The sequence below is a fragment of the Granulosicoccus sp. 3-233 genome, from assembly GCF_052681095.1.
Genome location: NZ_JBQYLE010000001.1, coordinates 119600 through 133621 on the forward strand (window position 1 = coordinate 119600; position 14022 = coordinate 133621).

The window sequence follows — 14022 nt, forward strand, 5'->3', positions numbered from 1 at the left end:
CTTTCTGGTGGCCGCACTGACTGGCGCGATGGTGGGCCTGGCGACGCTGCTGCTCATCCAGCTGATCCTGTTTTTCCAGTGGGTCGGTTATGGCGATGCCTCCGAGATACGCTATGCGCAGATCGTGGCGGCGCGACCCGCCTGGCAGGTCCTGCTGGTCATGGGCCTGGGCGGACTGGTGCTGGGCGTTCTGATGCAGTTTCTGCCGGGGCGTCGTTACCACGGCATTGCCGATGTGATGGAAGCCTGTGCGCTGAACAGTGCTCGCATGCCAGTGCGTTCCGGCGTCGGTGCGGGTCTGGCGGCGGCTCTGTCGCTGGGTATCGGTGCGCCGCTGGGGCGAGAAGGACCGGCGGTACACATCGGGGCCTCCATCAGCGCCTGGCTGGCGGAGCGACTGGGTCTGCCGCACAAGCAGTCTCTGGCCTTGTTGGGCTGTGGTGCGGCGGCGGCGGTGGCGGTGTCCTTCAGCACGCCGATTGCCGCCGTCATCTTCGCCCTGGAAGTGATCGTCGGCTACTTCACCCTGCGTGTGTTTGCGCCAATCGTGATTGCAGCCATGGCCGCGATGCTGGTGCGGGAGCAGTTCATCGGTCATCAGGTCCAGTTTCCGGTACCAGCCCATTCCGTGATCTCTACCTGGGAGTTGCCGCTGTTCGCGCTGCTGGGCATTCTCGGCGCGCTGCTGGCCAAGGCCATGCTGAGCATGACCGGACAGATCGAACAGGGCTGGAAATGGTCGGGTCTGCCGCGCTGGTGTCAACCGGCTCTGGCCGGCGTGGTCATCGGCGTCATTGCCCTGCCGATGCCACTCATTCTGGGAATCGGTTTCGAGGGCACCTTTCTCGCACTGAGTGGCGTCCTGACCAATCCGGTGATCGCGTGGTTGCTGCTGGCGAAGTTCGTCGTGGTGTGCCTGGCCTTCAGCAGCGGATTTCCGGGTGGGGTGTTCGGACCGGCGGTGTTCATGGGCAGCATGCTCGGCGGGCTGTTCTGGGTACTGCTGGGTTTTACCGGACTGCCGTTGAGCGAACAGGGGGTCTATGCCACCATCGGCATGGCCGCGATGGGCTCGGCATTGCTGGGTGCGCCGATCTCCACGGTGCTGATCGTGTTCGAACTGACGCGGGATTACGGTGTCACGCTGGGTGTCATGACCGCTGCGGCCTTTGCCAGCACGGTCATGCAGACCGGCACACATGGCTCGTTCTTCCGCTGGCAACTGGCACGACGCAATATCAATCTGTCCAGTGGTCGGGATATCAGTCTGCTGATGACACACCGGGTGGAAGACCTGGTGCGTACCGGCTTTCTGAGCGTGCCGATCGACATCACCACCGGTGAGCTGGAGTCGCGCATGGGGCAGGAACGCCAGCGTATTGCCATCTTCGTGGACGAGGAGGGCTGCTTCAAGGGCAGCACCAATCTGTCGCTGCTGATCTCGCATGCCATCGAGCAGGGGCTCGATTCGAAGGCCATCGACGGTGCGCTGAGTGCCGATTATGCGATCACGGCCATGACCAATATCGTGACAGCGGTACAGAGCATGGCCGAACAGGAGCAGGAGTTCGTGCCGGTGATCGATCGCAGTAACCCCAGACAACCTGAACTGCTCGGCATCGTCAGCAAGAGCGACCTGCTGGCGGAACACTACGATGTCATCAAGCGTGCGCGCGCCGAGGAATTCGGGATCACCTGAACGATCGCCGCTGCGTCATGGACGATGGCGCGGTGCAGGCGGGACCGATCGGACATGCGGCCGGTCGGCAGTGAGTCGGCAGTGAGTCGGCAGTGAGTCGGCGGCGGGGCTCGCACGACGCCTGCCGCAGAAATGCCCGACAGGAGGCCTCGACATGTCATCATTCACGACACAGCAATTTTTCGGGATTGACACATGAGTGGACCCAAGTTTCCTGGCTTTGACACCCTGGCGCTGCACGCCGGGCAGCAGCCGGACCGCGAAACCGGTGCGCGGGCAACGCCCATCTACCAGAGCACCTCGTTTGTCTTCGATGACAGTGACAAGGCCTCGTCCCTGTTCGATGTGGCGCGTGCCGGTCACGTGTATTCGCGGATTTCCAATCCGACCGTGGCGGTGCTGGAAGAGCGGGTCGCCGCGCTCGAAGGCGGTGTCGGGGCGGTCTGTACCGCCAGTGGCATGGCGGCGATTCATCTGGGACTGACCACCATCACCGGTGCCGGCGGGCATATCGTGGCATCACGTTCGCTCTATGGCGGTACTCACAATCTGCTCAGTTACACGCTGCCGCGTTTCGGTATCGAAACCACCTTCGTCGATCCGCAGGACCCGGAGGCCTTTGCTGCGGCCATTCGTCCGGAGACGCGGGTACTGTTTGCCGAAACCGTGGCCAACCCTCGCTGTGAGGTGCTGGATATTCCCCGAGTGGCGGCCATTGCCCATGAGGCCGGTTTGCCGCTGATGATCGACGCTACCCTGACCACCCCCTGCCTGATGCAGGTATTGCGTCTGGGGGCAGATATCGTCATGCACTCGCTGACCAAGTTCATGGGTGGCCACGGCATTGCCGTGGGCGGGGTGCTGGTCGATGGCGGACGCTTCGACTGGGAAGCCTCGGGACGATTCCCGGAGCTCACCGAAGCCTATGACGGATTTCATGGGATGAACTTCGTGGAGGAGTTCGGCCCCTATGCCTACATCATGCGGGCCCGCAAGGAAGGGCTGCGCGACTTCGGTGCCAGTCTGTCGCCCGGCAATGCCTTTCATCTGCTGCAGGGACTGGAGACGCTGTCGATGCGCATGGAGCGACACGTGGCCAATACCTCGTCCATCGTGCAGTTCCTGTCGGAGCACGAGGCCGTGTCGGTGGTGCACCATCCGGCCGTGGCCAGTCACCCGGATCATGCGCTGGCGCAGAGGCTGTTGCCGCGTGGTGCCGGAGCGGTCTTCAGCTTCGAACTGAGCGGCGGGCGAGCTGCCGGCTCGGCCTTCATCGAAGCCCTGCAACTGTTTTCGCACCTGGCCAATGTCGGTGATGCCAAATCCCTGGTCATTCACCCGGCCAGTACGACGCACTCGCGCATGGACGATGCGGATCTGCAGGCTGCCGGCATATCACCGGGGCTGGTCAGGCTCTCCGTCGGTCTGGAGAACATCGATGATCTGCTGGCCGATCTGTCGCAGGCGCTGCGCCGTGCCGCGCGAGCTGCCGCCACAGTGACACCGTCTGTTCGGGAAGGAGGTGCCGCATGAAGATCCGGATGAATGATGCCGATGTCTTTGTCGGTCAGGGCGGTGTAGCCTGGGAAGCGGGACGCCGCACACTGCTGCTGCAACACGGTGCGGGCATGAATCGCACGGTCTGGGTGCTGCTGGCCCGCTATCTGGCCCGGCACGGCTTCAATCTGGTGTGCGCCGATCTTCCCGCCCATGGTGCCTCGGGAGGCGAGGCTCTGACCAGCATCGAATCGCAGGCTGACTTCATCTGGCAGTTGCTGGACGAGTTGCAGGCCAACCACGCTCTGCCGGCAGAACCGGTGATACTGGGAGGTCACAGCATGGGGGCCCTCATCGCGACCGAGGCCGCTGGGCAGCAGCCGCAGCGTGTGGAGCAATTGCTGCTGTTCGGTTCCGGCTTTCCGATGCCGGTCGCGCAGCCGTTACTGGATGCGGCAGCAGCGAATGAGCAGACAGCGGTGGACATGATCACCATCTACGGCCATTGTCTGAAGTCGCAACTCGGGCACAATCCCGTGGCCGGCATCAGTGTGCAGAATACGGCGATGGCGATGCTGGAGGGCTGTGCGCCGGGTGTGCTGCATGCGGACCTGTCTGCCTGCAACGCCTATCAAGGCCTGGATGCGGCGGCGGCGGCCTTCGGTCAGGGCAAGGCGACATTGATTGCCGGTGCCGAGGATCGCATGACCCCGATGAAGATGAGCCGCAATCTGGTGGAGCAACTGGGTGGTGAACTGGTCGTGCTGGCCGATTGCGGTCACATGGTGATGAGCGAACAGCCGGAGCAGACGCTGCAGGCCGCCAGGCGTGCACTGTCATGACGAAAAAGGGACCCTCAAGGGGTCCCGTTCGATTCCTGCCAGGGTGACGCGCCGGATCAGGCCGGGGCTGTCGCCTCATCCAGCGCATCGAAGATGCGCTGCTTGATATCGTCCACGCTGCCAATGCCCGGAATGTGCACATAGGCCGGAGCCGCGTCATCACCGGTGTCGGCCCAGTCGCGGTAATAGCTCTTCAGCGGTGCCGTCTGCTCTTCGTAAACGCTGAGTCGGTAGCGGACGGTCTCTTCCTTGTCATCCTCACGCTGAATCAGCGGCTCACCGGTGACATCGTCCTGTTCGGCGACCTTCGGCGGGTTGTAGATGACGTGATAGCTTCTGCCAGAGGCTTCATGAATACGCCGTCCACCCATGCGCTTGATGATTTCGTCGCCATCGACATCGATCTCGACCACGGCGTCCAGATCGATGTTGGCCTCTTTCAAGGCATCGGCTTGCGCCAGGGTTCGCGGAAAGCCGTCGAACAGAAAACCCTTTTCGCAGTCGGATTGCGTGATGCGTTCCTTGACCAGTCCGATGATGATGTCATCGGACACCAGATCGCCGGCATCCATGACCTTCTTGGCTTCGATGCCCAGCGGAGTTTGCGCCTTGACCGCCGCCCGGAGCATGTCGCCCGTGGAAATCTGTGGAATTCCATATCGTTCAGTGAGATAGCTGGCCTGAGTGCCTTTCCCGGCTCCCGGCCCGCCCAACAAGATCAACCGCATGCAATGCTCCTCGTGGCTTCTGCTAGCAGGCATCAGGGTAGCGAAATACACGCCGGAATGCACGAAAACTGGTCCCATGGTGCCATACTGCTGCGATGTCTATCGATCACCTGAGAAAAGATCTCGTCATCAACACAGAGCTGGCAGGCCAGCCCTTGTGTTTTCATACTACCTGGGGGCTGTTTTCCCCACGAGCCATCGATGAAGGCAGCTTGCTGCTGCTCGATCATCTCGAGGTTCTGGACGACGATGTAACCCTTGACATGGGCTGTGGCTACGGTCCCCTGGGCCTGTCGATTGCCCAGCGATCACCGCAGGGTGCCGTGCACCTGGTCGACAAGGACTTCCTTGCCGTGGAATACACCCAGGCGAATGCCAGGCGCAATGGTCTGTCGAACGCTCAGGCCTATCTGAGCAACGGCTTCAGTCATGTGCCGGAGGAGCTCAAGCTGAGTCTGGTGGTGTCCAATCTGCCGGCCAAGGTCGGAAACGAATTCTTCCAGATCCTGTTCGACGATGCACGTCGTCACATGAAGCCCGGTGCGCGCATCGTGGTCGTGACCATCAATGGCTTGCGTGACTTCATCAAGCGCTCCTTCAAGGAGAACTTCGGCAACTACAAGAAGCTGAAGCAGGGCAAGAGCTACACCATTTCGATGGCCGTACTGGAAGACTGAAGGGAGTCTGCCGACTCAGGCTTCTGACTGCACGGGGCTCTGGCAGACACAGTGCTGTCCCGGCTGGATGGTGAGCTGGCAGCTGGTACACCAGGTGGCACCGGTGGGCTGCAATTGCCTGTCCACCTCCACACGATCGTCGAAGACAAAGCAGTCACCGTTCCAGTGCTTGCCTCCCGTGCGTTCGAAGTAGTTGAGAATGCCTCCTTCGATCTGGTAGACCTCGCTGAAACCCTGTTCGATCATCCATGGTGCCGCCTTTTCACAGCGTATGCCACCCGTGCAGAAGGTCACGATGGGCTTGCTGGGGTCCAGGCTGCCGTCTTCCAGTGCCTGGGTGACGGCGCGCTGATAGTCACGAAAATGGGCGATGTCCAGGTGTTCCGCCTGTTCGAAGGTGCCGGATTCGACTTCGTAGACATTGCGCGTGTCCAGCAGGGTGAAGTCACGTTCCTCGTCAAGCCATTGCGCCACGGTTTCCGGTGGCAGAGCCGGGGCTTCGGGACGTTGCAGCTGTCGCGTGCGCGCCTCGGCGCCATCGAAGGCAATGATTTCGTGCCGGATGCGAACCTTGAGCTTGGAGAAGGGTCTCAGCTCAGAGGTGCTTTCCTTGAGCCACAGGTCACGAAATCGTTCATCGGCATCAAGCACGGCACGCGCCGCATCACATTCTGGACGGGTTCCTGCAAGAGCGACATTGATGCCCTCGTCCGCGAGCAGAATGGTGCCCAGCACGCCGGTTTCGGCCAGTGCCTGATGCAGATCTGCCTGCAGGACGGGTAGGTAATCAAGCTGTATGAATCGGTAGCCTGACAGGTTAATGTAGGGTTCCCCGGAGGGTGAAGCGGAAATGTCGCCAGAGTTGAGTGTGTCGATCGCTTGCATGGCTTTGCCTGGGTACTGCTTCGGGTTCAATGAGTGATTCTAAACTTTCTTCAGCCGTGCCTGTCGCGAATGACTGGCACAAGCGTTTCAGGGTGTGGGTGATGATGTTGAAACACAAACGACACGCAAGAGGCTGGCCGCTGGTCCGCAGTGCGCTGTTGCTGTCTGTTGCCGCGGCACCGTGGGCAGCCGTGGTCCATGCGGCGCCATCCTCCAGCGCGCCTGTCATCGAATCCGGTGCCGGCGCCAGCTCGGACACCGAGGCAGCCGGCGATGACGAAGCCCGGGTGCAACGGCGTCTGCAGTTCAACGACGCACTGGACGCCCTGGCCAGTGGCAATCAGGCACGTTTCGATGCCCTGCGGGTCGCTCTGGCGGATTATCCGCTGGCCAGCTATCTGGACTACGAACAACTGCAGCGGCAGTGGCGCGAGGTGGTTCCCGGTGGTACCGAGATCGATCAGCTCAATGACTTCGAGCAACGCACCGGTGACAGCTCGCTGACTCGTCGTCTGACACGGGTTCTGCAGAAGCGTTTTGCAGACACCGAGCAGTGGAAGACCTTCCTTGCCCTGGGCAAGTCTCGCCTGGCAAGCACGATGAACTGTGAGACCCTCAAGGCGCTGCGCGAAACCGGGCAACTCGATGGCTTTGACGAGCGAATCATCGAGCTGTGGGTCCAGCCGCGTACACACCGGGAACCGTGCAAGTCGATCCTCAGGGACATCGAGGCGCGGCATACGCCGCCGGTGCCGGCCATCTGGGAACGCATCTATCAATCGATGGAATCCAACAAGCCGGAGTATGCCGAAGCCATGCTCCAGTACCTGGGGAGTCGGGATCGCAATCTGGTCAGAGGCTGGATCGATGCGGCCGAATCACCCCAGTCGTTCCTGCTCAGCGGCAAGCTTGACCGAGACACACAGCTGAATCGGCGCATCATCGCCGATCTGTTGCTGGACTGGTCGCGCAAGGATACCCGAGCGGCCATCGGGCAATGGCTGCGCATTCGCGAGCGCTTCGGGTTCAGTGCCGATCGCCATTACGATACAAGTCGGGCACTGGCCATGCGCGCCGCCTATCGGCGCATGCCTGAAGCGCATCAGTGGTTGCAAACCTTCACCGCACGCGCCGACGACCTGGAATTGCAGGAATGGCGGATTCGCACGGCTCTGCTGGCGGAAGACTGGCAGGCGGTGATCAACAGCATTGCACAACTGCCGCTCGAGGAACAGGAAGAGGATCACTGGGCCTACTGGCAGGCGAGGGCGCTGGAGCAGACGGGGCGTGAATCGGACGCCCGGACAATCTACAGCGAGCTGGCCGGCTTGCAGTCCTATCATGGATTTCTGGCTGCCGATCGCCTGCAGCTGGACTATTCAATCCGTGATGAGCCGATCGTGCCTGACGCAGATCTGCTTCGTCAACTGGCTGATGAGTCGGCTCTGGTCCGTGCACGAGAATTCCATCATGTAGGGCTGACATCGGAGAGTCGTCGCGAATGGAACAACTGGGTGCGTGGTCGCAGCGAGTCCGAGCTGGCAGCAGCTGCCGTGCTGGGCAGCCGGTGGGGACTGCATGACCGAGCCATCTACGCAGCCGGTCTCAGCAATCATCGGCGAGCCATATCGCTGCGGTTTCCGTTGCTGTATCGCAGTGAAGTGGCCAGGGCATCGATGGACAATGCAATAGACCCTGCCTGGATCTTCGGGGTGATGCGACGCGAAAGCGCCTATATCCGGGATGTGCGCTCCAGTGCCGGTGCGATCGGACTGATGCAGCTGATGCCGCGAACGGCGCGTTACGTGGCAGGTTTGCAGGGCAAGAAGAACTGGCGAGGCGATCTGACCGAGTCGGGCACCAACATCGAGTTCGGTACCTTCTATCTGCGCCATGTCATGGATCGGTTCAATGATCATCAGGTACTGGCAACCGCCAGCTACAACGCGGGACCGAGCCGGGTAGGCCAATGGCTGCAGGAGGGCAGCATGGATGCGGATATCTGGATAGACACGATTCCGTTTACCGAAACCCGACGTTATGTGCGGGCGGTGCTGGCCTATGCGGCCATCTATGAACACCAGCTCAATGGCAGACCCCAGCGTCTGAGCAGCAAGCTGCTGCCGGTTCCGGCGGCCTCGGGTGTCTGAGGTCCCGGGCATGGTTGCCCCCATGATCTGTCATTGCAGCTATGATGGCGAGCTTTCCGAGGGGAATTCAGACCATGAGCACGGCTGACAAGATCAACGACATCCTGGTGGAGGCCCTCGCCCCCGTCAGGCTCGATATTCTGAACGAAAGCCATATGCACAATGTACCACCGGGCTCGGAAAGTCATTTCAAGCTGGTGATCGTCAGCCGGGAGTTCGACGGGCGCAATCTGGTGGCCAGGCACCGGATGGTCAACAAGTTGCTGGCCGAACAGCTGCAGAACGGCATTCATGCGCTGAGCATGCATACGCATACGCCGGAGGAATGGGATGCCAGAGGTGGACAGGTGCCGGACTCACCGCCCTGCCTGGGTGGCAAGGCAAGGGAGAACGAGCAGTAGCCTGATCGTCAATCGTCAATTACGCTGAATCTCACGCAGCAAATCTCACGCAGTCGATTTCGCGCAGTGAATCCGGCTACCTGAATACCGCGCAGCGGTTATTCACAGGGAAAATCGCTGGCGCGGTTGCCGGTAGTCCAGTGTGATGGTTGTCGGCTGACCGGGAATCGAACGCGCCAGAAACTGCCCCAGACCACCAAGAAACACCTGCAGGAAGTCAGCCTGTGTCGTGCGACCCGCAGCGCCGAGGTCGGCAAACCGGTCGATCAGAAAGCGGTAGATTTGCAGATGCTCGATCCGGAAGAAACTGCAAGCCTGGTAGCCCGCCTGACGCAGGCAGTACCAGTCGCTGATCAGATCAAGAAGCCGGCAGTCCTGCAGCTCTGTCAGGGCCAGTCCTTGCTGTTCGCACAGGCGCTGCAAGGCCTCCTGTGCCGCCGTCGATTGCACTGTCGTCAGTGTGCCGTAATGCAATGGTCGGGATGCGTGTCGCTGTGCCAGCAGAAAAGTGGCTAGCTCTGCGGCATGGCTGGTCTGCACCGCCTCAGCCAGCTCGGTTGGCCAGTGCTTCGGCAGATAATGCGCCACGACCCGGCAGCTCATCCGTTGATGCAGAAACTCACCGTAACGGCTTGCCGACAGGGCCCGGTCCGGCGCCATCCCCGTGGCCCGGCATTCAGCGCGATAATAATCGAGCAGATCCGGGTTCAACGGCATGTCGTTCAGCGGCACGGTTTCCAGTAGCAGGGAGTCCGGACCGGTATGGATGACCTGATAGGCTGCCGGAAAGCTTGCACTCGAGGGCACCGCCACATCAGTCAGATGCCGATCTTCACGCTGCAGGCTGCGATGGCCATTGACATGCAGATGCCCGCCGAAATGCAACTGCAGCCCCGCGTCGAGCAGTGCGCTGGCAACATCGGCAGACGGGCGACGTCGGCGCATGTCGGTCTGCCCGAACAAGCGCCCTTCCAGGTCACTGTGATCGTCGAAGGGGTCCATCAGGGGATAATGCGAGAATCCCAGCAACTGCTTGTCCTGTGCCGCGGCGCGCTGGCAGACATCCTTGATCCAGGGCAGCAGATGCGGGCGGTTGCGCAATACGGCATTCCAGCCGGCATCGCTGCTGTCGTGAAAGGCCTTCTTTCGGGTGACGTCCCGTTGACCGTTGCGTGGTTCGAAGACATTGGCATCGATCATCAACAGCCACAAGCCGGGGACGGGTTCGATCAGGTAGGAGGCGTCGATCAGCTGGCGTTGCACCTGGCCATCAGCGGACCAGGCCGTGTACTGCCGCGCTTCCACCTCGCCACGGGCGCCGAACGGCGTTTCCCAGTGCAGATGCTCATCGCGCGGAAACAGAGCGAAGTCAGCCATGGTCTCCAAGGCTTCGGGTGTGCCCTGACAATACATGGCCGGTGTCAGAACGGCATCGGCTTCCGTGGCTGCGATCGCCGGATCGCTGCTGACCAGTACCGTCTCTGCCGGTGTTCTGACGAAGCGGGTGGACTGATGCTTGCCATGGGGGCCGTAGCAATCATGATTTCCCGGTATGGCGTAGAAGGCCATGCCATGTTCCTGCCGATAGGCAAGCAGCAGGCTGCGCAAGCGTCGGTTGGCCTCGGCCTGGCCATCATCGGTGTAGTCGCCCAGCAAGATCACATGCCGGATTCCGCGTTGCCGGATGTCTTCCAGCGCCGTGATCAGGGCAGACTTGCTTTCATTGAAGACCCGTGAGGAGCGGCGTGAATCGTGCCAGCTTCTCAGCGTAGCGGACCGTCCCGCCAGCGCGCGGCTCTTGAGACCGTAATCACTGTCCATATCGTGACAGTGGGCATCGGCGATGACAGCAATGGCCATCTGCTCGGAACTGTTCATGGGGATATCGGGCGGGGCAGGTCGGACAGGAGGCATGCCGGTATCGTGGCAGGGTTGCAGCATCGACGGTATTGCACGACATCGCAGTGTACGGCATTCCTTCGGTAGTATGGATACCGGGACCGGTGCCGTTCCACTGGTCTCTCCAATCCGCCGCTCAATCCCGCCAGTCAACCCCGTTTCTCAATCCCACTTTTCAACGCCGCCCTTCAGGAAACCCAGCCGCAAAGCCGCATGAAGAAGATTGCCTTTTATGCACCGCTGAAGCCAGCCGGGCACCCCGTGCCGTCCGGCGATCGATTGATGGCGCGACAACTGATCGGACTGCTTGAACAGGCAGCGTGTGAAGTGGACGTGGCCTCGGAACAGCGCGCTTTCCTGCGAGATGCGCATGACCAGGCAGCATTGCAGGCGCTGCAACAGTCGTGTGAGCGGGAAGTGCAGCGGTTGACGCGGCAGTGGCAGGAACACGGTGCGCCGGATGCCTGGTTCTGTTACCACCCCTATTACAAGTCGCCGGATCTCATCGGACCGGTTCTGTGCCAGGCCTTTGATGTGCCCTACGTCACGGCCGAGGCCAGTCTGTCGGCACGGCGCAACGAAGGTCTCTGGGCAGACATGCAGGAGCGGGTGCGGGAGGCCATCGAGCTGGCCGCGGTCAATCTGTGTTTCACCCGCAGAGACAGGCTGGGCCTGCAGGCGGCAGCCCCGAAGGCTCGACTGGCGGACCTGCAGCCCTTCATCGATACACAAGCATTCACCACAGAGCTCAACGGGCATGATCCGCATCATCTGGTTGCAGTTGCCATGATGCGCGGCGGTGACAAGCTGCACAGCTATCAGCATCTGGCCTCGGCACTGCAGAGCCTGCTGCATCTGCCGTGGCAGCTGTCCATTGTCGGCGACGGACCCCTGCAGGCCGATGTCCGCCAGCTGTTCAGCGCCATACCGGACACGCGCATTCACTGGCACGGTCAGTTGGAACCGGCCGCCATTGCGCAGCTGTTTGCCCGCTGCGGTCTGTATGTATGGCCCGGCTGCGGTGAGGCCTATGGACTGGCGTATCTGGAGGCTCAGGCGGCAGGTCTGCCGGTGGTTGCCTATCGGACTGCCGGTGTGCCGGAAGTGGTGTGCGATCGGCAGGGTGGCGTTCTGACGCCTCCGGCCGACGCTACGGCCTACGCAGCGGCGATCGGGAGGCTGCTGTCGGATACGGCCCTGCAACAGCGCATGGCCGTCGCGGCAACCGAGCGTGTGCAGCGTGAACACAGCACTCAGGCGGCTGTCAGAACCCTGCAGACCCTGTTGCAAGGTCATCTGTGGGATGACCATCAAGCGGACGCAAGATCATGAGCGATGCACGAACCGGAGTACCACGCCCTGTGAGTGAAGGATGCGATGCTGACAGAGAGGGTTCGGCTACGATCCGGCCTTCCGCTCCGGCTGTGAACGGTCTGGCAGAGGGACGAGTGAGTCGCGCGGCCTGCCAGGCGTTGAATGATGCCCTGCAATGGCGTCAGGACAGCGGCAGACCGGTACGCCTGTGGCTGCGCGATGATGATGCCGTGCAGCCCGGTGAGGCACTCGATCGCCTGTTGAACATGACGCAGGCGCAGGGTATTCCGCTGACCCTGGCCGTCATACCCGCCTTCTCCGGGGCAGCGCTGGCGCAGCGCCTGCAGCCCTTGCCAACGGTGGAGGTTGCGGTACATGGCTGGGCTCATATGAATCATGCCGCTGCCACCGAGAAGAAACAGGAACTGGGCAGGCAACGCCCCCTGGAGCAGACCTGCGCGGAATTGCAGCGTGGCCTGCAGCATCTGCAGCAATGGCACGGGGCGCAATGCCTGCCATTGCTGGTGCCGCCCTGGAACCGGATAGCGGCCTCACTGATACCCAGGCTGTCGTCGATCGGTTTTCGGGCGGTATCCACCTTCGCCGATATCCGTTTCGAGTCGATGCCGATGCTCAATACCCATGTGGATATCATCGACTGGAAAGGCAGTCGTGCAAAGCCTCAGGAAGAGCGCGACGGGCGCCGCGTCGCCGCTGATGAGGCCGCCGCACGCACGCAGGCTCGCAGCACCCGAGACGCGGATGAACTGTTTGCCGAACTGACGGCCCGCCTGCTTGCCGGTTGCGACATCACCGGGCTGTTGACCCACCATCTGGTGCATGAGCCGCCGGCCTGGCACTTTCTCGAACAGTTGTTCGAACTGACCTCGCGGCACCCCATCGTGCAGTGGACAGCTGCCAGTCATCTGCTCTCAGCCGAGTTCCCAGATCCAGGATTTCCAGGCCAGCAACAGGCCACCGTCCCTGGCCTGTGACTCGCGGCACCAGCGCTGAACCTCGTCAATGGCCGTGTCTTGCGGCAGGGAACCGGCAACCAGCCCGGCATCGGCCAGTGTCACGGGCCCCCCGCGTGCCATCAGCGTGAAGATCAGAGGGCCGGTGGTCCACCAGACGGGGGCGCCGGGCATCTCGGCGACCACCTCATCGAGCACGCTCAGCAGACGGCTGAATACCGGATGTCCGGGCGGGGACAGCAATACGGCATTGGACAACAGTACACCGCCCTTGCCGGTGTTTCTGGGAATGTCCTCGGCCAGTGCTGCCAGACCTGTCATCGGTGACAGATCATGGAAGCCGAGGTCGTTGCGGGCCGGGTACCAGTCACAGTCGAGATAGATGCCACCGCGCTGTTGCAGCAGAAAATAACGGGCTACATCCACTGCACCCGGCAGGTTGCCGAGTTCGACCAGATGCCGATACAACGGCAGCTGCTCAAGGCCGATGTGCTGCAGATCGTCTTCCCGCCACAGCCTGTAGTCATAACCCTGTTGCCGTGCATGCGCGCGCCAGGCCTCGGTTGCCAGCGGTGGTGCCTGATCGCCGATCCAGATCTGATGAATGCAGCGCGGTACGGCCTCGCTCTGTGCCTGGCAGAACCGGCGACGCTCGTCGCTGTCGAACTGCGTGTAGCGCTCCAGCGTGCCGGTTTCGGGGACCAGATGATACTGATAGCCGACACGACGCACGATATCGCGTTCAGCCTTGGCAAGCTTCAGCTGCGCCGATACCAGTGTGCGTGGCAGGCCCAGAGAGGTCATCTGTCCCAGTTCACGAATATCCGGATCGGACTGCAGTTGCGCCAGTGCTTCCCGGGCTGCCTGCAGTTCCCCGGCGACACGCAGGCTCGCTGCGGCTTTCAGAGCTTCCTTCAATTGACGCCTGCTTGACATGAGTTCTCGCTACACTGACT

Annotated in this window: 12 protein-coding genes; 8 read left to right on the forward strand and 4 right to left on the reverse strand. The window is 61.7% G+C overall.

All coding sequences use genetic code 11. The features are described 5' to 3' along the window. Positions 1–7: 7 nt before the first annotated feature. The 3 genes from ACUNV4_RS00555 (at position 8) to ACUNV4_RS00565 (ending at position 4038) form a co-directional block, all read left to right on the forward strand. Positions 8–1699: a chloride channel protein gene (locus tag ACUNV4_RS00555; protein WP_430876528.1), complete on the forward strand. Its 1692-nt coding sequence runs from the start codon at positions 8–10 to the stop codon at positions 1697–1699. Positions 1700–1894: 195 nt separating this feature from the next. Then, a complete protein-coding gene (locus ACUNV4_RS00560; protein ID WP_430876529.1) occupies positions 1895–3232 on the forward strand; it encodes an O-acetylhomoserine aminocarboxypropyltransferase in 1338 nt (445 codons plus the stop codon). Continuing rightward, complete coding sequence (locus ACUNV4_RS00565) at positions 3229–4038, forward strand: alpha/beta fold hydrolase (RefSeq protein ID WP_430876530.1); 810 nt, start codon at positions 3229–3231, stop codon at positions 4036–4038. The genes ACUNV4_RS00560 and ACUNV4_RS00565 overlap by 4 nt, the downstream gene beginning before the upstream one ends. A 56-nt stretch (positions 4039–4094) precedes the next feature. Here the strand turns inward: ACUNV4_RS00565 and adk are convergent, their stop codons facing one another. Beyond that, complete coding sequence (gene adk, locus ACUNV4_RS00570; protein ID WP_430876531.1) at positions 4095–4766, reverse strand: adenylate kinase; 672 nt, start codon at positions 4764–4766, stop codon at positions 4095–4097. Positions 4767–4861: 95 nt separating this feature from the next. Between adk and ACUNV4_RS00575 the strand changes: the two genes are divergently transcribed. After that, positions 4862–5443: a class I SAM-dependent methyltransferase gene (locus tag ACUNV4_RS00575; RefSeq protein ID WP_430876532.1), complete on the forward strand. Its 582-nt coding sequence runs from the start codon at positions 4862–4864 to the stop codon at positions 5441–5443. Positions 5444–5458: 15 nt separating this feature from the next. Here ACUNV4_RS00575 and trhO read toward each other — a convergent pair whose 3' ends face one another. Continuing rightward, on the reverse strand, positions 5459–6328 hold the full coding sequence (gene trhO / locus ACUNV4_RS00580; protein ID WP_430876533.1) for an oxygen-dependent tRNA uridine(34) hydroxylase TrhO: 870 nt from the start codon (positions 6326–6328) through the stop codon (positions 5459–5461). Between the two features lie 107 nt (positions 6329–6435). Between trhO and ACUNV4_RS00585 the strand changes: the two genes are divergently transcribed. Further along, on the forward strand, positions 6436–8478 hold the full coding sequence (locus tag ACUNV4_RS00585; protein WP_430876534.1) for a transglycosylase SLT domain-containing protein: 2043 nt from the start codon (positions 6436–6438) through the stop codon (positions 8476–8478). A 74-nt stretch (positions 8479–8552) separates the two neighbouring features. After that, a complete protein-coding gene (locus tag ACUNV4_RS00590) occupies positions 8553–8879 on the forward strand; it encodes a BolA family protein (RefSeq protein WP_430876535.1) in 327 nt (108 codons plus the stop codon). Between the two features lie 102 nt (positions 8880–8981). Here ACUNV4_RS00590 and ACUNV4_RS00595 read toward each other — a convergent pair whose 3' ends face one another. Beyond that, positions 8982–10757 (reverse strand): metallophosphoesterase family protein, encoded by a 1776-nt coding sequence (locus tag ACUNV4_RS00595; RefSeq protein WP_430876536.1) that lies wholly within the window; start codon positions 10755–10757, stop codon positions 8982–8984. Positions 10758–10991: 234 nt separating this feature from the next. Between ACUNV4_RS00595 and ACUNV4_RS00600 the strand changes: the two genes are divergently transcribed. Both ACUNV4_RS00600 and ACUNV4_RS00605 read left to right on the forward strand, forming a co-directional pair. After that, on the forward strand, positions 10992–12110 hold the full coding sequence (locus ACUNV4_RS00600; protein WP_430876537.1) for a glycosyltransferase family 4 protein: 1119 nt from the start codon (positions 10992–10994) through the stop codon (positions 12108–12110). Further along, complete coding sequence (locus tag ACUNV4_RS00605) at positions 12107–13087, forward strand: polysaccharide deacetylase family protein (protein ID WP_430876538.1); 981 nt, start codon at positions 12107–12109, stop codon at positions 13085–13087. The genes ACUNV4_RS00600 and ACUNV4_RS00605 overlap by 4 nt, the downstream gene beginning before the upstream one ends. On the opposite strand, the gene ACUNV4_RS00610 is transcribed toward ACUNV4_RS00605, so the two are convergent. Next, a complete protein-coding gene (locus tag ACUNV4_RS00610; RefSeq protein WP_430876539.1) occupies positions 13025–14002 on the reverse strand; it encodes a glycosyltransferase family 32 protein in 978 nt (325 codons plus the stop codon). The genes ACUNV4_RS00605 and ACUNV4_RS00610 overlap by 63 nt on opposite strands. Positions 14003–14022: the final 20 nt, after the last annotated feature.